The organism is Eubacterium sp. AF16-48 (genome assembly GCF_003479405.1).
GTDB classification, from domain to species: domain Bacteria; phylum Bacillota; class Clostridia; order Lachnospirales; family Lachnospiraceae; genus Eubacterium_G; species Eubacterium_G segne.
In genome coordinates this window covers 240,311-260,972 of record NZ_QUHB01000002.1, presented here as the reverse complement: position 1 = coordinate 260,972, position 20,662 = coordinate 240,311, and the positions used below count along the sequence as shown (strand labels likewise).

At 32.5% G+C, this 20,662-nt stretch carries 32 protein-coding genes and 1 pseudogene; all 33 read right to left on the bottom strand.

Going from position 1 to position 20,662, the window contains the following annotated elements:
• Positions 1-146: 146 nt before the first annotated feature.
• The gene (locus DWW68_RS13585) at positions 147-323 is read right to left on the bottom strand and encodes a hypothetical protein (RefSeq protein ID WP_199641175.1); all 177 of its coding nucleotides are present in this window, start codon (positions 321-323) and stop codon (positions 147-149) included.
• A gap of 118 nt (positions 324-441) precedes the next feature.
• Complete coding sequence (locus DWW68_RS03680; RefSeq protein ID WP_147365642.1) at positions 442-678, bottom strand: hypothetical protein; 237 nt, start codon at positions 676-678, stop codon at positions 442-444.
• Between the two features lie 64 nt (positions 679-742).
• The gene (locus DWW68_RS03675) at positions 743-1,717 is read right to left on the bottom strand and encodes a hypothetical protein (protein WP_118588913.1); all 975 of its coding nucleotides are present in this window, start codon (positions 1,715-1,717) and stop codon (positions 743-745) included.
• A 402-nt stretch (positions 1,718-2,119) separates the two neighbouring features.
• On the bottom strand, positions 2,120-2,317 hold the full coding sequence (locus DWW68_RS13385) for a hypothetical protein (protein ID WP_118588912.1): 198 nt from the start codon (positions 2,315-2,317) through the stop codon (positions 2,120-2,122).
• Between the two features lie 149 nt (positions 2,318-2,466).
• Entirely contained in the window at positions 2,467-5,595 is a 3,129-nt protein-coding gene (locus DWW68_RS03665; protein ID WP_118588911.1) for a hypothetical protein, read from the bottom strand.
• Between the two features lie 338 nt (positions 5,596-5,933).
• The gene (locus tag DWW68_RS03660) at positions 5,934-6,632 is read right to left on the bottom strand and encodes a hypothetical protein (RefSeq protein WP_118588910.1); all 699 of its coding nucleotides are present in this window, start codon (positions 6,630-6,632) and stop codon (positions 5,934-5,936) included.
• A 110-nt stretch (positions 6,633-6,742) separates the two neighbouring features.
• A complete protein-coding gene (clpX, locus tag DWW68_RS03655; protein WP_118588909.1) occupies positions 6,743-7,966 on the bottom strand; it encodes an ATP-dependent Clp protease ATP-binding subunit ClpX in 1,224 nt (407 codons plus the stop codon).
• A 15-nt stretch (positions 7,967-7,981) separates the two neighbouring features.
• Positions 7,982-8,623 (bottom strand): hypothetical protein, encoded by a 642-nt coding sequence (locus DWW68_RS03650; protein ID WP_118588908.1) that lies wholly within the window; start codon positions 8,621-8,623, stop codon positions 7,982-7,984.
• Positions 8,624-8,642: 19 nt separating this feature from the next.
• On the bottom strand, positions 8,643-8,852 hold the full coding sequence (locus DWW68_RS13325) for a hypothetical protein (protein ID WP_147365641.1): 210 nt from the start codon (positions 8,850-8,852) through the stop codon (positions 8,643-8,645).
• Between the two features lie 215 nt (positions 8,853-9,067).
• On the bottom strand, positions 9,068-10,624 hold the full coding sequence (locus tag DWW68_RS03645; RefSeq protein ID WP_147365738.1) for a hypothetical protein: 1,557 nt from the start codon (positions 10,622-10,624) through the stop codon (positions 9,068-9,070).
• A gap of 44 nt (positions 10,625-10,668) precedes the next feature.
• Entirely contained in the window at positions 10,669-10,968 is a 300-nt protein-coding gene (locus DWW68_RS03640) for a hypothetical protein (RefSeq protein ID WP_118588906.1), read from the bottom strand.
• Positions 10,969-10,972: 4 nt separating this feature from the next.
• On the bottom strand, positions 10,973-11,653 hold the full coding sequence (locus DWW68_RS03635) for a hypothetical protein (protein WP_118588905.1): 681 nt from the start codon (positions 11,651-11,653) through the stop codon (positions 10,973-10,975).
• A gap of 294 nt (positions 11,654-11,947) precedes the next feature.
• Positions 11,948-12,142, bottom strand: a pseudogene (locus DWW68_RS03630) (cold shock domain-containing protein); the annotation flags it as partial.
• 20 nt (positions 12,143-12,162) lie between these two features.
• Positions 12,163-12,378, bottom strand: coding sequence for a hypothetical protein (locus DWW68_RS03625; RefSeq protein WP_118588903.1), 216 nt, complete (start codon positions 12,376-12,378; stop codon positions 12,163-12,165).
• Between the two features lie 102 nt (positions 12,379-12,480).
• A complete protein-coding gene (locus DWW68_RS03620; protein ID WP_118588902.1) occupies positions 12,481-12,831 on the bottom strand; it encodes a hypothetical protein in 351 nt (116 codons plus the stop codon).
• Positions 12,832-12,945: 114 nt separating this feature from the next.
• Positions 12,946-13,593 carry a hypothetical protein gene (locus tag DWW68_RS03615; protein ID WP_158576797.1) on the bottom strand — a complete coding sequence of 216 codons (648 nt, stop codon included), beginning with the start codon at positions 13,591-13,593 and terminating at the stop codon, positions 12,946-12,948.
• 5 nt (positions 13,594-13,598) lie between these two features.
• Entirely contained in the window at positions 13,599-13,871 is a 273-nt protein-coding gene (locus DWW68_RS03610) for a hypothetical protein (RefSeq protein WP_118588900.1), read from the bottom strand.
• A 22-nt stretch (positions 13,872-13,893) separates the two neighbouring features.
• Positions 13,894-14,139, bottom strand: a complete 246-nt coding sequence (locus DWW68_RS03605) for a hypothetical protein (protein ID WP_118588899.1) — start codon at positions 14,137-14,139, stop codon at positions 13,894-13,896.
• A 324-nt stretch (positions 14,140-14,463) separates the two neighbouring features.
• A complete protein-coding gene (locus DWW68_RS03600) occupies positions 14,464-14,976 on the bottom strand; it encodes a hypothetical protein (protein ID WP_118588898.1) in 513 nt (170 codons plus the stop codon).
• A 278-nt stretch (positions 14,977-15,254) separates the two neighbouring features.
• Complete coding sequence (locus DWW68_RS03595) at positions 15,255-15,449, bottom strand: hypothetical protein (protein ID WP_118588897.1); 195 nt, start codon at positions 15,447-15,449, stop codon at positions 15,255-15,257.
• A gap of 30 nt (positions 15,450-15,479) precedes the next feature.
• Positions 15,480-15,914, bottom strand: coding sequence for a hypothetical protein (locus DWW68_RS03590; RefSeq protein WP_118588896.1), 435 nt, complete (start codon positions 15,912-15,914; stop codon positions 15,480-15,482).
• A 4-nt stretch (positions 15,915-15,918) separates the two neighbouring features.
• The gene (locus tag DWW68_RS03585) at positions 15,919-16,116 is read right to left on the bottom strand and encodes a hypothetical protein (RefSeq protein WP_118588895.1); all 198 of its coding nucleotides are present in this window, start codon (positions 16,114-16,116) and stop codon (positions 15,919-15,921) included.
• Positions 16,117-16,302, bottom strand: coding sequence for a hypothetical protein (locus DWW68_RS03580; protein ID WP_118588894.1), 186 nt, complete (start codon positions 16,300-16,302; stop codon positions 16,117-16,119).
• Entirely contained in the window at positions 16,289-16,543 is a 255-nt protein-coding gene (locus DWW68_RS03575) for a hypothetical protein (RefSeq protein WP_118588893.1), read from the bottom strand. Before DWW68_RS03575 ends, DWW68_RS03580 begins: the two co-directional genes overlap by 14 nt.
• Entirely contained in the window at positions 16,540-16,680 is a 141-nt protein-coding gene (locus DWW68_RS13380) for a hypothetical protein (protein WP_158576796.1), read from the bottom strand. The genes DWW68_RS03575 and DWW68_RS13380 overlap by 4 nt, the downstream gene beginning before the upstream one ends.
• A gap of 308 nt (positions 16,681-16,988) precedes the next feature.
• Positions 16,989-17,171, bottom strand: a complete 183-nt coding sequence (locus DWW68_RS03570) for a hypothetical protein (protein ID WP_118588892.1) — start codon at positions 17,169-17,171, stop codon at positions 16,989-16,991.
• A 90-nt stretch (positions 17,172-17,261) separates the two neighbouring features.
• A complete protein-coding gene (locus DWW68_RS03565) occupies positions 17,262-17,489 on the bottom strand; it encodes a hypothetical protein (protein ID WP_118588891.1) in 228 nt (75 codons plus the stop codon).
• Positions 17,490-17,562: 73 nt separating this feature from the next.
• Positions 17,563-18,225, bottom strand: coding sequence for a recombinase family protein (locus DWW68_RS03560; protein ID WP_118588890.1), 663 nt, complete (start codon positions 18,223-18,225; stop codon positions 17,563-17,565).
• Positions 18,226-18,725: 500 nt separating this feature from the next.
• Positions 18,726-19,151, bottom strand: coding sequence for a PIN domain-containing protein (locus DWW68_RS03550; protein WP_118588888.1), 426 nt, complete (start codon positions 19,149-19,151; stop codon positions 18,726-18,728).
• Complete coding sequence (locus DWW68_RS03545) at positions 19,138-19,359, bottom strand: hypothetical protein (protein ID WP_118148441.1); 222 nt, start codon at positions 19,357-19,359, stop codon at positions 19,138-19,140. Before DWW68_RS03545 ends, DWW68_RS03550 begins: the two co-directional genes overlap by 14 nt.
• Positions 19,360-19,412: 53 nt before the next feature.
• Positions 19,413-19,649, bottom strand: a complete 237-nt coding sequence (locus tag DWW68_RS03540; RefSeq protein WP_147365640.1) for a CopG family antitoxin — start codon at positions 19,647-19,649, stop codon at positions 19,413-19,415.
• Between the two features lie 148 nt (positions 19,650-19,797).
• Positions 19,798-20,316, bottom strand: coding sequence for an HNH endonuclease (locus DWW68_RS03535; RefSeq protein WP_199641174.1), 519 nt, complete (start codon positions 20,314-20,316; stop codon positions 19,798-19,800).
• 34 nt (positions 20,317-20,350) lie between these two features.
• The gene (locus DWW68_RS03530) at positions 20,351-20,659 is read right to left on the bottom strand and encodes a hypothetical protein (protein WP_118588886.1); all 309 of its coding nucleotides are present in this window, start codon (positions 20,657-20,659) and stop codon (positions 20,351-20,353) included.
• Positions 20,660-20,662 lie beyond the last annotated feature (3 nt).

Sequence of the window (20,662 nt, the reverse complement as noted above, 5' to 3'; positions counted from 1 at the left end):
TATAAATTTCAGCATACAAATAAATGGTTGCTAAATGATTTCAGCGACCATATCCATGAATTTTATCAAGTTGTACATTTTTTATTGAATTTTTGATTGAATAATCAGATTGTGGCTTTTCGCCTGAGATAAATTTGAATTGTTTGTTATGAATTTAATAGATAGTTTTCCAGTTTTGCGAATAATGCCGGATATAAATTGATTTTTCCTAATTTGAATCTTGATAGCACATCTTTATCAATGCCTGTTACATTGGCAATGTAAATCTGTTTTTCCTTCTGTGTCCGTTCTTTTAACAGATCACGTAACTCTTCCTGTGTCAATTTTTAGCCTCCTTTGCTATTTTTGTAGATAAAAAAATGATAACCAATGCTAAATTGGTCACATTTGTAGTAAAAGAGCAGGAGATTAATTAGCCCTGCTCTTTTATTATATTTACAATTATTCAAATAATTTTTTTATTAATTCAAACATTGAATAATTTTTATATCGTTCACTTAAGGCATAATAATTTTCTTCTTCTAATTCTTCAAGTTCCCTTTGCATTGAATAGTTCTCCAACATCTGAACAGATTTTTTTGCCAACTCTTCCATTCCTTCTTTGTCGAAACGATAATTTCTATAGCAATCTATATATTCTTCTTGATTCATTTCAACAAATGTAGATTCGCTTGTCATTATATATTCACCTTTTTTCGTAATTTTTTTAATCTTTTTAACATGCATTATATAAAATCTCCTATTATCTTTGACTACATGAGTTTGCCCATACATCATAAAAAGTATTAAATACATTATCTCTTTCATAGGCATTATAAAGAATTGAAGAAAATGGTTTTAGTATATCATCGGCAAAATATTTAACTTCTTTATAATTTCTACCAAGTAGTTTTTTCTGTGCAACATCAATTTGCAAAATACAAACCACATTATTTGAGTTGCTCTTTATAGGAATACCAATATACTGATGAATATTTTTCTCTCGTTCTTCACTTTCGGATAACCAGATAAATTTTTCTTTTACTGATTTTTGATTATGACATATAATAGCATCCGATTGATTATTTTTAAAAAGTTTCATAAAAACAGTGTTGGGTGCATTTTTATTTATGGTATAGATTTTGTCATATGTAGAAGGAATTATACTTCCTTTTGTTGCATATGCAATCATTTTAATATTATCACATTTCTTATTATTACTTTTTAGAAATTTTTGATATACAGTCACTTCACATTCATAACATTCCAATTCTCTTTCAATAATATCATATATAGATCTGCACACTAAAAATGACATTTCTTGAAAATCTGCTATTTGATTGAAATGTGTTTTATCTACAAGTTGATTTTTTATAATACTAGATTTAGTATGTTTGTGCATTCTATAAATATTAGTACCTGTTTCTATATGAATTGCACTTATATGTTCTGCAACGCTACTTAAAAGCGATTTCCATTTTTCATTTTTATTTTTTATGTATGTTGCAATGTAAGATAACAGATTAAAACAAATAATAAATATTATAATCGCCCAAATATAATTATTAAAATTCTTATCTCTTTTTTCTGACGGAAAAGATAATAATACCGATAATATAATTGGAACTATAATGTTAATAAACGAATTAACAGATGTATTTCCAAAGATTTTAATAAATAAAAGATATCCTATTGTTTTTAAATTTAAAGAATAGTATTTATGAACATCCTTTAACATACGTTTCATTCTCCAATCATTAGTATTATATTACCATTATATACCAATAATCGACAAAACACTACTTTTTTCTGATTTTCACGGACAAACCTAGTTTGAATCAGCCTGTCCGCTCAATCATTGTTTATTGTTTTGAATACACTCGGTACTCTACCAACACACTGCTGTTTGAGGACAATGTATCAGCTAATTTATAATAAAAATTATCACTTGCTCAAGGTGACAATCATTATTATCGTTTTTGTAGGGGCAGGCATCAACGTCCTGCCCATAGTATGATATTCAAAATGTATAATAAACACTCTTTCGAGTGATATTACCGTGTGGGACTTACGCCCCACTTATAGTGTAAAAATAGTAAAATCCTATAGAGGTATTATGTCTATAGGCAAACTGTAAAGCCTAAATTGATGTTGGAATCTGTACCAACGATAAGTATTTTTCAAGCTTGTCTGCATCAGCAGGAATAAGATACATTTTACCCTGTTTATATTTTGCCAAACTTTCATACGAAATTTTAGTATGATCTGCAATAGCTCTGGCATTAAGACCAGAATCAACTATTGAAATCAATTTATTCCTTAATTTTTCTTGATTCATAGTCTTCTCCAATTCTTTAAATAAATAATTGGAGAGAAATTATGTTATTCCTCTCCCTATTATAAATTGACGTTTTTGTGCAATAGTAACAATTTTCCTTTGTTTTCAAGGCTTTATCATTATCACTATTTAACAACTAATTGTCCAAATTATTTATATCCGAGTTTGCGATCCATAATTAACTGTTCTCGACAAGTTACATTCTGACAAGTTTTCATATTGCCAACCTTGATGTACTTATTATGACAATACGGACACTCTGTAATTACTCTTTCCTTATTGTGCTCATAGAATGGAATAATTGGATTTCTTTGTTTGCTCTCTATTTTATATGCACTTTTTGTTTTATCAAAATCTGGACAATTAACAATTATCTCCATATCTTTTCCATGCACAATAATAAAAATAGCTCCCATATTTTCTAAACGTTTGATTCCCTTCTTAGCAACACACACACCATCACCAATCATCTTATCAAGTCCATTACAGGTTAACGCAGTCCTCTTATTGGCATATACCCAAACTTTCCCAGATTTGCTTCTCTTCTGCTGCACCATCAAGATAAATAATAACTCTCTATCATTACTACAGTTTTTCCTGTACGGAAGATTATCTATCCATTCTAATTCATCCTTATATATGGTAACTGTAGAAACCTCTTCAATGTCTTTATTGATTTTTTCTATAACACTTTTACCAATTTCATGTACCTCTCTATTTTTCTTTCCACTGCCCTTTTTCTTATAGTGTGGTTTTCTTTCAGGTATACCAGCAGGATTTCCGACATTGGCTTTAATATTTTCAAGAATAATATCTCCATAGCAATTCCACAAGATATTTTTACCGCTATCACAGTTTTCTCTCTGTAAATACTCAAAATCTGTGAGGTATGCTGTCGCACGTTTTCTGTCTCCGTCAAAAATACAGAGTATCATTTTATCACACATTGTATAGAACACATCATATTTACTTATCTTCTCACGCATTGCATCGGATTTATCCAACTGCTCTATCTCATTATTGATTCTAAACGTCAATGACTGTTCTCTACGCTTCAGATCGAACATAAGTTGTTCCAATCTTCTATATGCTTCATCCGTTATATCAACTTTGATACTTTCGTCAAAAAGTACACCTACTTTAAATGGCTTATCTGTTTTCCATGTATATCTCTTGTTGCTTGTGCTCTTGCGAATATAAGCACATATGCGATCACAATTACTATCAGAAAGTGGCTTACAATTATCACGCTTCTTATTCTTAGCATACTGAAAGAAATATGGCGGTTGTTCATTAATAAGCTGTTTAAATTTGTCATCATACTTTCCTAAACAAATATTCTGCTGTGTCTTAGGAAAATCTATGGTCAAATTATTATAACAACACATGACCTTATTAAATTCATCATCAATCTCTTCATTATTATAGTTCTTGGTCATAGCATTAGAAATATCGCCTATATTTGAATTGTCCATACTTGCTACAAGTGCCTTATAAATTGCTTCTTTAGTAATCTGTGGCTTATCTGCATCAAATCCTGTGTAGTACAAAATATGTTTATCTGTCGGCGCACACTCTATCATAGTCTTATTTGGTGTGACTAAAGCATGATCTCCGTCAACATCAAACTGAAGGATACGACATAATAAATCATGACTACTTACAACAAGATCATTTCCTATAAACCAATCCTTGCATTGTTCCAATTCATCGCCTTTTACAAGATTCCTTATTCCATGTTCCATATATAAATGTGGAGATCTTAAACAATCAACGACATCATATTTGTTGTATGGTTCATCATTGTAGAAGCTACAGTACACATGATCCCTTGGTATAATACCTTTAGGATTTTCAATACCGCAAAACAGCCATTCACAAAATGCATACAAATCCGGACAAATATAAGCATATAATGAATCTTCCAGTATAAGCTTATTTCCACAAGCATCTTTTCTCTCACTTCTGAATTTGTTTTCCAATTTTTTTTGAATATGTTTATCTTGGATTAACTCAGGATATGCTGTTATTGCATCTGAAAGATATGGTTCACTTAAAATCTCAGCAATTTTACCAGCATCAGTTTTCATGTCCTTAAGCTTTTTCAATGTATTCTCACAAAGCTCTTTCATTTTGTCATTGGTAAATTTATCACGGTCTAATGTATGAAGATATTGATAACTGGTCTTTTCCCATCCCTTGGGTTCTTCGGCAAAATTGTTTATTGCGATCTTCTTGCCACAAGCATTGTATGTTTCCTTTAATTCTTCCCACGATTCATAATATTTCCACATTTTTACTTGTGAAGCAGTCAATATAATTTTGATATTTTCCTTAATTACATCATGCTTTTTGCCCCATGGATCAGAAACTATTGCACTTGGTTTAACACCTTCAACTTCGTCTAGTTGTAAGAACTTTCTAAAATCTAAAGGAAATACACAACCTTTAATATGTCCACAACGAATCTGACAAGAATAAGGTAACACTCCTGGCAGAAAAATTCCTGCACCATCTGTCTGCGGTATTTTAATGTCCTCGTTCCTTACTGATATATTAGTGATACTATTATCATCATGGTCAATGCACTCAACTTTTTCATTAATTATAGTCTCAAAGTCTGGTACAATCAAACAATCATCAAGTGTTAGCTGATAATCATTTGGTATAAATGAAGTAGAAAGCAGCAGTCCATTATATGCAAGTCTCTTTCCAATATTGCAACCGCCCCTTGCATTTACTACCTCATCAGTCAGACCAAGTGTAATCTCTTGCTCATGTGTTTTGTAAAAATTCTCTTTTAAAAGAATGCACTCTCCACGCTTCATCTGATTTGTTGTGCTGGAATAGAAAATATAATGCTGACCATCAATATCCAATCCTCTATCTACAATCTGATGCAATACCTCATTAAGCTTCGATGTTTTAAGATATACAATCTCCATTACAAGCGGATCCTTTTCTGAAAAGTCTGTAGCCATTCTTGCCATTTCACTTTCAGCTAATGCAACTTGCTTATCAATGTTCTCTCGTCCTGAACCCTCTATGATTTCTCCATTTTCATCATAGTTATATATATACAGACGATTTCTATCTATCTTTCTAACACCATCAAATGATGCAATTAAATTGTCTCGCTGTTCCTTTAGAAATACCTTTTCCTTTTTTGCATCTTTATAAGCCATGTGAAATTTACGTTCCTCATCGGTAAGTGCATCAAATGTACTCAGCTTATATATTCTAAATCTTCTAGGTTCAAATTTTTTCTTATCATTCATTAACTTTTTCTCCAATCGTACTAATTATTTTTATTATACCTGTTACAGAATGTGCTTTTATCAATGGAGATGTTTGAACTCTCTACAAATAAATACACCTTCTACTTATTATATTCTCCGCTAAGGAAGAAACTTTTTTGATTATTCTGTTATTATCTAAATCATTACGGATAGTTGCGTGAATTACGCACGAAAAGCCATTACACAAGCATTGAAAACTCATGTAACGACCTGTGAAAGCACTGTGTAAAGAAATGATAGTTTCATTGGCTTTTTCAAAAAATTTTTCCTTGTAGGTACAGTCAAAATCGAATGTCACTATTTTAAAAACTGCAAAATCACTTCACAATCTGCATAAATGAAGGTTTATTGCTCATTTTTGCAATTTCTCCACTCTGATTATCAATAAGCAGACCATTTTCTTTGTCCATTGTATATGTACCGATCCCATTATCTTCACAAAACTTTTCAGCAAAGCTAACACCACTCTGCTGTTTATACATGGCACTCATACAGCTCATATAGAATACTGTGAACTCTCTCAAATCTCTGTTCTCATAATCCCACATGAGATTGAATACTCCATCACGACCAACTGCATTATCAAAACCTTTCTCCTTCAGAACATCCATCGTGAAAAAGTAATCCTTACAGCCCCATTTATCCCCATCATAGATTTTATCTATCGGGAATAGGTTAATCAGATTATTTAGCTTAATTCGACCTATAACACCAAACAAACCATCTATCAGATTAAATCCTGCCTCTTTTACTGCAAATGGTGTATTGTAGCTTGAATCCAACCTCTGATTTTCGCGCTCAATGTCAGCAACGTATTTTATATACTTTACACCGCATAGAGCAACTTTCATCAATTCATCCTGCGACCAATCATCTACACTCTTGTGCTTTTGAAATATACTGCTAACTGTGTTGTGATACTGTCTGTTCCATATATCATGCAACATGATTACTCTTGTAAGTCTGTTTAATTCGGCTGTGTCTTTATTTCCTGTTTCAACTATAAATTTATCCATATAATATATATTCTCCTTCTGATATGTTCTTTGTGTTCAAACGGAAATGAATTATAATGCACTTCCGTTTCACTCCTACTATCTATCGGATTGAAATTGTAATGTTACCCTTACGCTATCTTCTTATTCCTTGCTCCATATACCAGTGCATCCGTTTTTCCTTCTACACAAGCAGCAGTTACAACAACTTTCTTTGCACTTGCCATATCAGGAACATCAAACATAACTTTCTGCATAGCGGATTCAATGATGCTTCTAAGACCTCTTGCACCTGTTTTCTTCTGAATAGCCAACTCTGCAATCTTTCTCAATGCTTCGTCCTCAAACTCTAACTTTACACCATCCATAGATAGCAATTCCTGGTACTGCTTTGTGATAGCATTCTTTGGCTCTGTGAGAATATGTACCAAATCATCCTCTGATAGCGGATTGAGTGCAGTTACAATAGGAAGTCTGCCAACAAGTTCTGGCATAAGACCATATTTTACAAGATCGTGCTGTTCAACCTTTGACAAATCAGCAACTGATTCTTTCTTATCGGAAACATTAGCACCAAATCCAATGCTATTATGAATCTCTTCCTTGCTGATGAGTTTATCAATTCCATCAAATGCACCACCACAGATAAAAAGTATGTTCGATGTATCAATCTTTATTGTTTCAGCTTGCGGATGTTTCCTACTTCCTGTCACTGGCACTTCTGATACTGTACCTTCAATGATTTTAAGAAGTGCTTGCTGTACTCCCTCACCTGACACATCTCTTGTGATAGAAACATTCTCGCCTTTACGAGAAATCTTATCTATCTCATCAATATAGATAATTCCTCTTTGTGCTGATTCAATGTCATAATTTGCATTCTGTAAGAGTGTTCTTAACATAGTTTCAACATCTTCGCCGACATATCCAGCCTCAGTTAAACAGGTAGCATCAGCAATAGCAAATGGAACACCTAAGAATTTAGCAAGTGACTGTGCAAGATATGTCTTTCCACTCCCGGTTGAACCAATCATAAGAATATTGGATTTCTGTATTTCAACATCAGATTTTTTATTTTGCTTTAATCTCTTATAGTGATTGTAGACCGCAACTGCAAGTGTTCTTTTTGCTTCATCCTGTCCAATCACATACTGATTCAAATGTGCTTTAATCTGTGAAGGTGTAGCCAACTGCATATTATTTGTGATAGATTCCTCTTCCTCATCATTGAGTAAGTCACTTGCAATGCTGATACAGCTATCACAGATGTAACCATATTTACCTCTAATTAGCTTTTCTACTTCATCTTTTTTACTTCCACACATACAACAATATTCGTTATTTTTATTTGCCATTATTAAAATCTCCTTCTATTTATGAATCCTTAATTTAAGACCTCTTACATCCTCACGCATCAATAAATTTTCATTCTCAAGGTATTGGCTGTTTCCTCTGAAATGCTTACAAAATATTTCAAATTTCTTGAATGATATATTGATAATGGTGTAGTATTCCTTATGTCCATCTTTACAGGTTACACATAAATGCTTATACCCATTATTCAATATTTCTGCTTTAATATTCTCAAATTTTGCAAGTTCGGTATCTATCCATGCATTTAATTCTTCTACTGTACGAAAAGATATTGATTGCTCATAACCTTTAACAATGTATTTATTTTTTACCATTGTTACATATATTGATTTTCCCAACTGTTTTATTCTTCTTTGTATTTTCTTATCAACCAGACTTTCTTCCTCTTTTTGCTTCAATTCAGCCATATACTGTTTTGCTAACTGCTTTCCTTTTTTAGTCTGAACTGCCTTATCTGCTGTTTTATGTAATTTTTTTACTGCACTCTTAAATTGTTTTCCTTTTCTATCCTCAAGAATTACACTACTTTTATTAACAATTTCTACTAACTTCCCAACCTTAAAAGAAGTTGCTATTCCTTTATAATCTGTAACTGAAACATAATAGATATTGCCTACTGTTAAATTTTCTACTTTCATCTTAAATATTCTCCTTCTTCTATCTGATTTTTATTTGCAGACGTTCGTAAGAACGGATGCAAGGGCATGAGCTTCGTAAGAAGCGATTGACCAACTGTCTGTGACATAATATATTAGTGGGAACATCCCACACCCTGTTAGTCAGCCAGATAGTCTTGCCACCTACGGTGTCAATCCTTATCTGTCTGCCTTTTTCGTTGATGTGTCCTGTCAGTTGCTTACGCAACATGCCAGTCCAATCAAGCGAAAATCATTATCAGTTGTAACTTTATTTATTTTTCTATTTTCATTTTGGGTGGGTTTTCCTAATATAATATATTAGAGAATCCCCCTAAAAAATGACATTTTATATTCGTAATAGGATGATATTTAAAAACACCCCCAATTAGACACACCAACTAGGTATATGTAATATATATTAGAGTGTCTAAATGGGGGTCTAAATTATTCCACTCCTAAATTTGCAAATATATCATCTAATTCCTTGTCATATTGTTTTCTTTTTTCTTCCTGTTTCTTCTCATACTTAATGGATAAGAACTTTTGCGATAATTTTCTTTGAATATCAACATAGTATTTTGGATATGTAAATATCTCCTCTACATCTTTCAACGCTGGAACTTTGCCCCAATTATCTTCTTTCCAGTTTTCCACATATTCGTCATATTCAATCAATGCTTTTTTCATCCTATTATCAGAAACAGTCTGAGCATTTTTATCTATTGATCCTATAACCAATTCATTCAGATACAACATCTGTAACTCATATTCATTTTTTGTAATGGCTTCTTGTATATCAGCCTCATTGAAAATAATTTTTATTCTTTCATACTTGCGTTCCCATCCATACATATCAAACAATATTTCATTGACTTTGTTGTAAAATTCATTTAATCGCATAGTGCAAGCAGCATGATTTTTACTTTCCAATCCCATATTATTCAGCACTTTTCTTTCAACTGCTAATATTCTTCCAATTTCATCATCATCTGCAACATAATGTCTGCTTAATGTATTTTTCTTATCTGTACTTGGAACAACAATCATTGTCTGAATCTGGTAATCTATCAGACTTCTATTGCTAAGATTATTTAAAGCTGTGAATAAAATAGAATTGAGCCTAGAATTACATCTCATATAGAAGTTATTTAATTGCCATTTTGTTACATTGCTGTATTCAACTTCTACTTGTAATGCATGAAGTGGAATTTTTTTATAATTACTATTTATCATGCCTAAAATACTCCATAACTGATTTCTGGTTGCATAGCATACTTGTCCTTTTTTATAATACATATACTTTAGAAGAATAGTCTCAATATATTTCAGATAGATATTTCTATTACCAGCTTTTCTTTTATCATCAGCAGGAAGTGGTTCATCATAAATATCTAAAATCACAATACTTCTTCCTCTTCCCTTTTCCATACTGAAATATCTTGCCCATCTTTTTTGTTGTGCCTTATGCGAATTATTACCAGATTTTAATGGCTTCTCATGAAGTAATTCGCATAATTCTTTGTAGTTTTTTACTACCATTCCGACTTGAAGATTTGTTGTATCTACTTCATAGCTCGTATTTTGTACAGATGGTATAGCTTCCAATTCTCTGTCCCAATCCGTTTTTAATTCTTCAAGAGATTTAACCCATACATTTTTCAACTGTTTCTTATTTTGAGGCTTTTTGTTTTGGCTTAAAATATCTGCAATATTTATAGCAATAATCTTATCAAGCAAAGGATCTATGTTGCACGCATACTGTTTTAAGACACTTTCTTCTATATCCATATCCTTATATTTATCAGCATTCAGGATAATCTCTTTTGCATATGTGACTACTCTATTTGTATCTTCCTTCACTTCGTCAAGTGTTGGTAATTTTGTTATTCTTTCTGCTTCATCTGGTATAACAGATATGTAATCCCTTCCATTTGAGACATAAAAGAATCTTTCCAATACCTTTGCTGTCTGATTTTTATTGCATGGATTCAGATAATCCATATAGTCTGTTGTTTCTTCTGTAATAATAGTGCATTCCTCCAATCTTACTGTATAATTTTTTCGCCTTTAACTAAATTTTCCCATACCTCATCTACAACTGGCGGTACTTTATCAAAATATAAAGCAATCTCAAAATCTACTGAATGTGCATAGCAACCTAACAATTCAACGTATTTATCATTTTCATAACCAGCAATCATATAAAATCCAGGCTCCCATTGTTCCGTTTTTCCTATACCATACAAACATTCTCTTACTGTTTGCTTATTAAAATCCTCGTTGCTTGTATAAACTTTTACCATTTCTTCATTATCAAAATCTGGTTTTAATACATGAAACTTCATACTGTTAATCCTCCACATTCAAAATATATTTTTTCAGACCATCAACACCAATGTCATTGAAAGCAATTTCCAATAAATCATTCTCTGTCAGTTCGCCATCGCCTACCAAATCCTGTAAGATAAACTCTCCATCGTCCACTTCTTTTTCAAGTATATCTGCATTCAGTTCTTCATATTTTTTGTAATATATCTCCGAAAAAGCAATTCTGATTTCCTCTAGGATTGGCATATTGTAAAATTTATGAATATGTAACTCGTCCAGAATATTTGATACATTATATTCTGTAAAAGCATACAGTTCACTCTTTGGATTAAGTACCTCTGATTCAATAAAGGTTCTATCCTCGTTAATAAGCCATTTACTGCCTTTGGTTCTGAATCTATTTAGGGTATCAAATACAACATTCTTGCACCACTCGGCATACTGTGGATATTTCAGAATGCTCTTATATTTATTGAGCTTGTCTTTCCATAGCTGCTCCTTCTGCTTTTCTTCATTGATTCTGTCGTTCAGCCATTTTTCTACTTCATCCAATGTCATATAAACTGACTGTTTCTTATCATCTAATGGTGATGCTACCTTGTCTGTATATGTACCTTTGACAAAGAATCTTTCATTTGCACCTTTTAATTTATAGCCATGCTTACCTAACTGTTGTCTTAATATAATTTCTCTCTGTTCCATATAAATGTACCTCTCTTTCAATTTAATGTAGGCACACCACCATAAAGGTAATGTGCCTGTGATTCCGTCAAATTATGTAATCAGCATCTTCACTGATAATTGTTTTAATAAAAGGGGAATTATGTGCATCTACATTAGATGACATTGTAACCAATCTCATTCATTGGTAGACTTGCTACTCTCACCGCAAATATATCTCTGTTATTTAATTGTTCTCCATTTGGAGAACGATTTTTACTGATTTAATTCAGCGTCATAGGCTGTAACACTTCCGTCTTCATTAACAGAAAGTTGTCTTTTTACATTTACCGCCTGTGTTCTTCCGTCTTTACCTTCTCCAATTTCAAATTCAACAACATCATTCTGGTTTAAAGATTTGCGACCTTCCATCTGAATATTTGAATAATGTACGAATACATCATTTTTGTTTTCATCTGTGATAAATCCCCAACCTTTTGCACCATCAAAAAATTTAACTGTACCTTTCATTTCTTAAATTCCTCCGTATTTTAAAAATTCTCTTTAATTAGATTGATTGCACACTTTTCTGTGAAACTATCAATCAATTTGTCAAAACAATCAGAACAAATATCTAAATCAATCATACTTCCGTCATATTTACTGCCATAACCGATACGATCATGGATGCTAATAAGCATCTGACCTTCAAATACCTGCTCTGCCGTTTTTCCACATACGTTACATCTTGTTAATCCTTTTGCCATATCTTCTGTTTCCTTTCTTCTGTATAAGGCAGGAATGAGAAAGTATCTCGTGACTTCCTTTATCGTTCAAACCGAATGACCTCTAATATATTGTTCTCTGTTTTACTTGGTGATTCTTCTTGCTTTTAATGCCTCTAATGCTGATAAGCCTTTTGTCTTTGGTGGAGTTGCAACTGGTTTTGCTTTCTGTCCAAAAATATCCAATGATTTTGCAGTTCGCACTTCTGTTAATGCCTTCATAGAGTTTTGAACATTCACAGCCTCTTTCTCAATAGATTCTGTCATTATATCCACTCTACTGTATGGCATTGTCAGACCACTAAGGATAACCACATTCTCTTCCGATTCAGAAAGATAACCATGAAATTCTGTAGGTGCTGTTCCAATTTCTTTACGCAACTGAATAATATCTATCTTGCTATCCTTTGCGGAAACTGCTTCTGAAATGCCCATGATAGTAACTGTCTTATCTTCTCTCTTAGCAAAGATATTGTTTTCCTTGTTCAGAATATCAATGATGTTTGCAGTAGTTCCCTTTGTCGCATTGGTCTTTGTAATGACAGAAAATTAAGGACATTTTAAGCAAGCTTCAATTTCTGCCAGATCCATATTTCCATCCTGCGATTTATTGTTAATGCAAAGAATACCTGTGAAAAGTGATGCAAACACCTTATTTACAGTAATCTTGTCACTTGCATTGTTATCAAGGATGAAAATACTTCCCATACCAGGCTTCAGTTCTTCAATCTCATTGAACGTCAATCTTGCATTATCTCTTACTTTTAATGGCTCTGTATCTGCCGGTAATACTGGAATCATCCCAACTGTATATCCCATTTCCTTTAAAATTCCACTAAGGATAGGGGCTATCGCTGATCCTGTGCCTCCACCATATGAGAATGCAATGAAAATAATGGAATCTTCGATAATGTATGACTGTAATTCTTCCAGAATTTCGTCAATACCTTCTGCCAATGCTTCTGTACTCTTATTCCTATCGCAAGCAGCACCTTTAGAATTATTGATATGAATTTTGTGAGATAAGCTAACAGATGATAAATCTTCTGTGCTTGTATTGATTCCAATAAAGGAAAGATTTGATTTATCTCCATCAAGAAGATTTACAGCCTTCTCAATTTCTGCGATAATCTGTGTTCCACACTGACCACATCCAATGCCTGTAATTTTAAGTCCTGCGTTGATTTTCTTATTCATAGTAATTATTCCTCCGTTTCTTCCTCTTCCATATCTTTCAACCATTTCATACCTTTTGTTGTGATGTAATATGTATAAGCACATCCTTTTGTGATTCCATTTTTTACATATCCATCTTCTATCAACTGTTTAAGGTTGTTATGAATGGTTCTGTCACAATAACTTGTTCCTTCTTCTGCAAGTCCATCAAGTATCATCTTTCTTGTAGCTGCTATAATCTTACTTTTTGCATCATTTCTGTATAACCAGCTTAGTATCAGATAACTAATTACCTTCACATTTCTTCATCTCCATTCTCTTTTATGATTTGCAACAAGCTCTACCAAGTTCACTTATGTAATAAGTGCTTGCCAATCCATCAATAAGACCACATTTGACATATCCCTGTTGTGCCATACTCAGTAAATGTCTGTATGTCGTACTATATGATTTTCTTCTCACTACTGGTATCTCTTCTAATATCTGTAAAATATTCATAGCTTTTAATGGATTGTCCACATTCTGATTACAAAGTAACATTAGAATTTCATAATCAAACTTTGTCATTACTTTCCACACCTCCTTGCCTCTCATCATTAAATGCTAAAAAATATATTGGCATTTCTGCCATCTATATACTTATTCGCCTTTTGGAAATTGTTTTTTGCAAAATTTCCACACCATCAAAAATTTTGTTGTCAAAACATTCTCTTATCAGATTTCCACAGAATGAGAAAATTTTTATGAAATGTTTTGCAATCAACCCTTTCAACATAATATTCTCCACTTGTTTTTGTATTTTTGTGCAAATTAAAAAAGCACCATACAAAGACTTATATTTCAAAATCTTTATATAGTGCTTATATGTAATACCTATACTGATTATTTTTTCTATTTCATCAATTCAATCAATTCAGCCTTTAACTTATGGTATTTTTCATTTCGTTTCATATCCTCAAACTCACCTTGTTCAACTCTTTTCATAACATCTTCCATCCATATCAATAATTTTGTCTCATACTCTTCTCTTTCAGCTAAAACAGCATCTTCAAAAATTCTTTCATATTGGCTCAATAATATCTGTGTTTGTGTTTTCCCAAAATAATCTATCAAAGGTTGCACATCATCTATAGTTATATTTTTGTAGTTATGGTATGTTCTTGTATTATGAAGCTTCCTTTCAAGTGGTCTTTCATATATCGTGCCTTGCCCTGATGCAAAATAAGATCTAATCAGTCCTTTAACAAATCCGTTCATACTTTGATTAGTCTTTTCCAGATATTCTTTTAGCTGTGTGTATTCTTCCATTTCGGAAAGAGTGTATTTTACTGACACCATCTTTATTTTCTTATCATATCTTTTCTGGGCTTGTTTCTGTGAATCAGATACTTTGCTTTCACTCATATATATTATTTATATGTAGTACCTATATAGTGCATATTTATGATTTAAAATCGTTTTATAGGTATTACATATATCTCCTTTGCAAATCTTATTTTTTATATTTCTATGTAATACCTATTATAACAGATTACAGATTTTCCACAAATACAATTCTTTCCATAAAACAGAAAAGCCATGACCTGTTACAGCCATGACTTTTCAACAACAAAACAATTTCAATCTATAGGTAATCCTATGATTAAAAAATGTATATCAAGGGTTCATCACGCCCTTAATACCTAATGAGTATAACATACCTTGCCGATTTTTTCTATCTGCTTTTTCTTGGAAAATCTGAATCGGCTTGATACATCGTCAAATGTTTTTAGAACGAATTTCATATCATCCTCTGATATACGATTCTCCATCTCTTTTCTAAGTCTCTGTTTAATTTCCGCTTTGATTGCTAATGATTCAATATTTGTATCTATCATAATGTGACCTCTTTCTTCCTCATTATAATGTTATGATGCTAACCAGCCTTTTACATTGGCTGCCTTTTGTAACTGTCCGATTCTATTTAATACAATGCAACCTAATTCATTAAAGAAATACTTCTTTGTCCTTCCATAATCATGTAATGTATCTGTGTCGATTTCTGTATGTAAGTTTAAATCGTCAGCATTGACAATATATGTACTAATAATTACTTTATTTGTTCGTGTGTCCATCTCCATGCTGATTGATACCTCAAAATCATATGGATATAATACCTGCCGTGTTTTCACAAAATGTTCGGCTAACATATTATTGATTATATCCTCTAATCTAATCTGAATGTCAGAAGGTACAATAATATCTCTGTCGAATAAAAATCCAACTATCGTATCATTTATATCTGTATAGTTCTTATCACTCTGTAAATGTAAATCTTCAAATCTGTACTTTGGTTGTTCCATAATCTTAATACCTTCCTCTCTTAATCTTATCCTCAATGATTCCCTTGCCTATTGTGAAAAACTGATATATTGCTAGTGGTATGAATATTAAAAGCATTTTCATTGTTACATTTTCCACAATCATAGATGCGACCAAACCGCACGCCCATAGGATCATTCCTATATAGAATCCATATGTAAAGATTTTTAATTTTCTCTTCATTTAATACCTCTCATTCTTTCTGATCTTTTCCAGTTTTTCTTTCTTCTGATTTTTATATCTTACCTTTGCTCTTGGTCTATATTTGTTACAGTGCTGGCAGTAATGAGCGTGATCCGCTTTTCTACCTTTAGTGCAAAGTCCGGCACAAACATAATATAAGCATGGTGTCTGTCTATCTGTTGCCATTATCCCTGACCTCCTTGTTAAGTTCGTTGCATCTGGTTTCTGCTTCTTCCGGTGTGGCGAATATTTCATTTTCTGGAACAAGACCATTTCTACTGCTTGTTTTGTAATATAGACAGGATTCCTTTTGGGTAATCATATATCTACAGCTAGTAATTTTGCACGAATCTTTTATTACATATATCATCATATCTTTTGAATCTAATACAATGCTTCTATTTCCATGACACTTAGGACAACTCATGTCATATCCTTTGTATGAAATACTACCAGTTCCAAAACATATGTCGCAGGTAGCTTTGTCTCGATTACTTTTTTCCGTTTCTTAATAAGAAAAACTTCCCGTCCTACTTCAAATTTTGTTTCTGCGTTTATTTTCATTGTGTTGACCTCTCTTTCCTGCGTGTTGTGGTTTTGTTGTAATGATACTGGTTACATTAAAAAATTGCTTTCTATTGACGATAAGCCCTTTTTAAGAAAAATTATTAAAATCCATTGTAGTTACAGCAAAAATCCAAATTGTATATGCAATTCAATATTTTGCATATTAATTTATAATTACATTGTAGTTACAAGGTTTTTACGATGTTGCTTAATTTCTACTAAAATAGTATGTTATCGCATTTCCTAATCAAAAAGATATAGGAAAATCAAGTATTTCCGCATTCTGCGATATAAGGTTCGATAAGCTATTTACACATTTTATCAATCATTTCCTGTAATCGTTCCTTTCCGCTTTGGATATAATATAATTCTCCATTAATCTTAATAGCTTCATTATTCTCATGTGCCATAATAACCTTTTGCTGATAAATGTTGATTCCTACAGCAACTCCATTACAAAAAGCCTGGCTTTCAAAAATTCCATCCATTATAATTTCCACCTCCACGATAAATAAAATAAACCGCAAAGTATAATCAGAGATATAACAAATCTGATACACTTATGATTATTTGATTCTTTATGCTCCAATGGCTTTTCCTCTCAATCTGCTATATGCATTATTCCTATGTACTTTATAATTCTCTTCTGCTAACTGTATTCCTATTGTTTTATTCCATACCTCTTGTACTGTTGGTATATGAGATAGATTTCCATAATGTAAAATCCTCTTTGTATCTGACACCTCATAAAATTTTCCACAGATAACAATTTTATATCCTTGCTTATATGCTACTTGTCTTTTCATCTGTCTATGCCTCCCATCTTTGGTAAATGCTTCATATAATGTTTCTCTATATTTCTTCATCCTTCTATTAAATTCACAGATCCTTTTCATAAATCTTAACCAGCTTATAAAATGTTGACCTTTTCAAATTCAGAATTTCCATACACTTTGTTGCTGTCATTTCTCCTAGTCTCCATTTATCATAATATTCTTTCCAACCTTCGGGAAATTCTGCGTTTGGTCTTCCTGTTGGTCTACCAGTCTTTAATGAAGTTTTCTTTCCATTTATAACCGGCATAACATCCATTCCCTGTTTTTGTCTCCGTCTTGTATTTTCAAGTTCTTTCTGTGCTACATAAGAAAGAATCTGCAATACCAGGTCTGCTATAAATTTCTTATCCAAATTATCATCAGATTGTCTTGTATCAAGTAGTGGCATATCCAATACAACAATATCTGCTCCAATCTCATTGATTATATAATTCCATTGTTCTTTGATTTCCGTATAGTTTCTACCTAACCTGTCAAGACTGACAATAACAAGCAAGTCTCCATTCCTTAATAATGGTGCTGTTTCCTCTGTTCCAACTAAAGCATTGTACTCTCTTCTATTAAATGACTTTCCACTAACCTTATCACATTTAATATTTCTGTCTGGAATACCAAACTCTTTTAATTGCTCTAACTGTCTTGCAAGATTTTGTTCCTTTGTGGAAACTCTAGCATATCCATATATTTCATGTTCGCCATTTCCCATTGCTTTCCGTCCTTTCTATCTATAAAATACCTGTCACTTTACGAACATATCTGTAAATCATATTGATACCTTTACAAATACATTTTCCTACATAATATACATTCTCCGTAAAATGACACCTTTATAGACAGTTTCCATTTTCACTTGTAGCATTGCATTTTTACCGCTATACTATATATGGAAGGAGTTGATACAAATAAATATTGAGATACAGAAGCCGAATCGCTTCAAAGACTTGTTACATGAGATTTTCAATAAATCAGAAGACATTCTATTTTCCATCATTCAGAAGATACCTGAGAAATTTATTCCAGCTTGCCTTATGAATTGGATGGAACACTACACCAACAAACGCATCTCAGAATTAAAGCAACAGATCATTCGCAATCGCTGGCATACAGTAGAATTAGAAAAAGTTGTTGATAATATTCACAATCGGCAGCAGAGTTAAAAATAGCACCTTCAGAAAGATATGTCTCTTTCCGTTGGTGCTTTGTTTGTTATTTCAAATCTTCCATTGTCATACATGGGATTTCTTTTTCCTGTCTTAACTGCTTATCATTAGTAAAAAACATATCACATCTGGATTCAATCGCTGATGATATTTGTAATGCATCCATTGCTTTAAATCCCTTATATTGTCCTCTAAGTTTAGATGCTTGCTCTGCAATATCTGAATTTATGTCTATGATTTCAACATTCATATAATCTAAGAAGCGTTTAAAATTATCTACAAAATCCATTTTACCACTTGAATAAGGATATACGAGATATTCTTCTATTGTTATGGCAGAAGTAACAACCTGTATATTCTTTTCTATACACATTGTAAAAAATCTCTTTATAGCCTCTGAATATAAAGGACTGTTTTCAAGATAGTATATAATAGGTGCTGTATCAACAAACACTCTTTTAAAGTCTGTCATTATCTCTCATCTCCCTTATATATTCATCTGCATTTCTGCCACGCTCTGTTGTAGGCATAACAAACTGGTCTAAATCAATTTTCTTTGTGCGTCTGTCTGATATACTTATCAAACCATCAATACCACTCAAAATCTGAACAACATAGGTCAGTTTATCTTCTGGTACTCTTTCCAATAATTCAATAGCTTCCCTTCTAGTTGCTGTCATAGGTCATACCTCCTTTAAAATTTCGGATGAAATTCGTGTTTCAAATCAACCGATTATTCGTTTTCATTTCCCTTATTTTGCTTGTTCTGTTCCCTTACAGTTACTATTTCTATCCCCATATCTTTTTCAAGTAATGAGATAACTAATTGATTAACACTCATTCCTTTGGCTTTTGCATGATCTTTAATAGGTTGCAAATATTCCTCTGGAACTCTGAGTTTTATATCTTTAATTTTTTTCATATATTCTTTCAAACTGTCTTTTTGTTTATCAGTTGCGGAAGCCATCATGCAACCCTCCGTTTCTATATACCTCTTCATAATAAGTATATAACACCTCCTCCAAATTTTCAACTAATTTCTATGGGTACATAAAGAGTGCCATAAAAGACACTCTTTTCTCTTATACCATTTTATTCAATAGTTTATGCACAATTTTCTACAATAACCGCTTGCCTTGCTTCTTATCCATCTGATATAAGAAGATTTCTGTTATACGCTCCATAAAATCATCTGGTAAAACTGAACCTTTGAAAAGATTGCAAGCCTCACAAGTACATTGAAGGTTGCTTACATCATCTGCTCCATTCATAGCAAGTGGTACAATATGATCCAGTGTCATATTTTCATAGGTTATTTTTCTGCCACACAACGCACATTTACCTTTTGCTGTATCGTATATCAATTCTCTTACTTCTTTAGGAAAATTTATTCTTCCCTTACCTCTGCTCAATTTATATTTCGCATTTGTTTCTATATCCTGTATGTAATATCCGCTTGTTTTGCCCGGTGCTTTTATCATTCTTTCTTTTGCTTTTTCAGTAGTCAAATATATTCGTGCTTCATTTATATCTCTGGTCTTTGCTACTCCACCAGTTGTGGTCATTCTTACATAATAACTTCCATTCGTCAGTACATAAGCCATAATATCAACCTCTTTTCCATTGAGGACAGCCATTTTTCAGACTGCCCCTATCCTTTACAGTTCACTTTTATCTTTCATCAGGAAAACAAACTGTCGTTGCGTTATCTCCTGCCTTTTCGGAGACTCTATTTGTGATGATCCAGATTTTTCCCTTTGAGGTATCATAAGCACCCATTACATATAAATCATCTGGATATTTCAATGCTTCTTCATTTGTCTTTTTATCTTCCTCGTCCAGATTTCCCCAGTCCTTAACCGCATATCTCTGTAATGCAACTGTAACCTCAACTGCAAATTTCTGTTCCGTTGCCATTAAGTCATTGATTGATTTTGTAACTACTATCTGTCCCATATTGAAAAATTTTGATGTTATCATAAT

What these genes read in the sequence shown, in the direction of transcription:
- DWW68_RS03680 (WP_147365642.1), bottom strand. Translation starts at nt 678, where the DNA reads ATGACAAGCGAATCTACATTTGTTGAAATGAATCAAGAAGAATATATA.
- DWW68_RS03675 (WP_118588913.1), bottom strand. Translation starts at nt 1,717, where the DNA reads ATGTTAAAGGATGTTCATAAATACTATTCTTTAAATTTAAAAACAATA.
- DWW68_RS13385 (WP_118588912.1), bottom strand. Translation starts at nt 2,317, where the DNA reads ATGAATCAAGAAAAATTAAGGAATAAATTGATTTCAATAGTTGATTCT.
- DWW68_RS03665 (WP_118588911.1), bottom strand. Translation starts at nt 5,595, where the DNA reads ATGAATGATAAGAAAAAATTTGAACCTAGAAGATTTAGAATATATAAG.
- DWW68_RS03660 (WP_118588910.1), bottom strand. Translation starts at nt 6,632, where the DNA reads ATGGATAAATTTATAGTTGAAACAGGAAATAAAGACACAGCCGAATTA.
- clpX (WP_118588909.1), bottom strand. Translation starts at nt 7,966, where the DNA reads ATGGCAAATAAAAATAACGAATATTGTTGTATGTGTGGAAGTAAAAAA.
- DWW68_RS03650 (WP_118588908.1), bottom strand. Translation starts at nt 8,623, where the DNA reads ATGAAAGTAGAAAATTTAACAGTAGGCAATATCTATTATGTTTCAGTT.
- DWW68_RS13325 (WP_147365641.1), bottom strand. Translation starts at nt 8,852, where the DNA reads ATGTTGCGTAAGCAACTGACAGGACACATCAACGAAAAAGGCAGACAG.
- DWW68_RS03645 (WP_147365738.1), bottom strand. Translation starts at nt 10,624, where the DNA reads ATGGATTATCTGAATCCATGCAATAAAAATCAGACAGCAAAGGTATTG.
- DWW68_RS03640 (WP_118588906.1), bottom strand. Translation starts at nt 10,968, where the DNA reads ATGAAGTTTCATGTATTAAAACCAGATTTTGATAATGAAGAAATGGTA.
- DWW68_RS03635 (WP_118588905.1), bottom strand. Translation starts at nt 11,653, where the DNA reads ATGGAACAGAGAGAAATTATATTAAGACAACAGTTAGGTAAGCATGGC.
- DWW68_RS03625 (WP_118588903.1), bottom strand. Translation starts at nt 12,378, where the DNA reads ATGGCAAAAGGATTAACAAGATGTAACGTATGTGGAAAAACGGCAGAG.
- DWW68_RS03620 (WP_118588902.1), bottom strand. Translation starts at nt 12,831, where the DNA reads ATGGGCATTTCAGAAGCAGTTTCCGCAAAGGATAGCAAGATAGATATT.
- DWW68_RS03615 (WP_158576797.1), bottom strand. Translation starts at nt 13,593, where the DNA reads ATGAATAAGAAAATCAACGCAGGACTTAAAATTACAGGCATTGGATGT.
- DWW68_RS03605 (WP_118588899.1), bottom strand. Translation starts at nt 14,139, where the DNA reads ATGACAAAGTTTGATTATGAAATTCTAATGTTACTTTGTAATCAGAAT.
- DWW68_RS03600 (WP_118588898.1), bottom strand. Translation starts at nt 14,976, where the DNA reads ATGAGTGAAAGCAAAGTATCTGATTCACAGAAACAAGCCCAGAAAAGA.
- DWW68_RS03595 (WP_118588897.1), bottom strand. Translation starts at nt 15,449, where the DNA reads ATGATAGATACAAATATTGAATCATTAGCAATCAAAGCGGAAATTAAA.
- DWW68_RS03590 (WP_118588896.1), bottom strand. Translation starts at nt 15,914, where the DNA reads ATGGAACAACCAAAGTACAGATTTGAAGATTTACATTTACAGAGTGAT.
- DWW68_RS03585 (WP_118588895.1), bottom strand. Translation starts at nt 16,116, where the DNA reads ATGAAGAGAAAATTAAAAATCTTTACATATGGATTCTATATAGGAATG.
- DWW68_RS03580 (WP_118588894.1), bottom strand. Translation starts at nt 16,302, where the DNA reads ATGGCAACAGATAGACAGACACCATGCTTATATTATGTTTGTGCCGGA.
- DWW68_RS03575 (WP_118588893.1), bottom strand. Translation starts at nt 16,543, where the DNA reads ATGAGTTGTCCTAAGTGTCATGGAAATAGAAGCATTGTATTAGATTCA.
- DWW68_RS13380 (WP_158576796.1), bottom strand. Translation starts at nt 16,680, where the DNA reads ATGAAAATAAACGCAGAAACAAAATTTGAAGTAGGACGGGAAGTTTTT.
- DWW68_RS03570 (WP_118588892.1), bottom strand. Translation starts at nt 17,171, where the DNA reads ATGGATGGAATTTTTGAAAGCCAGGCTTTTTGTAATGGAGTTGCTGTA.
- DWW68_RS03565 (WP_118588891.1), bottom strand. Translation starts at nt 17,489, where the DNA reads ATGAAAAGACAAGTAGCATATAAGCAAGGATATAAAATTGTTATCTGT.
- DWW68_RS03560 (WP_118588890.1), bottom strand. Translation starts at nt 18,225, where the DNA reads ATGGGAAATGGCGAACATGAAATATATGGATATGCTAGAGTTTCCACA.
- DWW68_RS03550 (WP_118588888.1), bottom strand. Translation starts at nt 19,151, where the DNA reads ATGACAGACTTTAAAAGAGTGTTTGTTGATACAGCACCTATTATATAC.
- DWW68_RS03545 (WP_118148441.1), bottom strand. Translation starts at nt 19,359, where the DNA reads ATGACAGCAACTAGAAGGGAAGCTATTGAATTATTGGAAAGAGTACCA.
- DWW68_RS03540 (WP_147365640.1), bottom strand. Translation starts at nt 19,649, where the DNA reads ATGATGGCTTCCGCAACTGATAAACAAAAAGACAGTTTGAAAGAATAT.
- DWW68_RS03535 (WP_199641174.1), bottom strand. Translation starts at nt 20,316, where the DNA reads ATGGCTGTCCTCAATGGAAAAGAGGTTGATATTATGGCTTATGTACTG.
- DWW68_RS03530 (WP_118588886.1), bottom strand. Translation starts at nt 20,659, where the DNA reads ATGATAACATCAAAATTTTTCAATATGGGACAGATAGTAGTTACAAAA.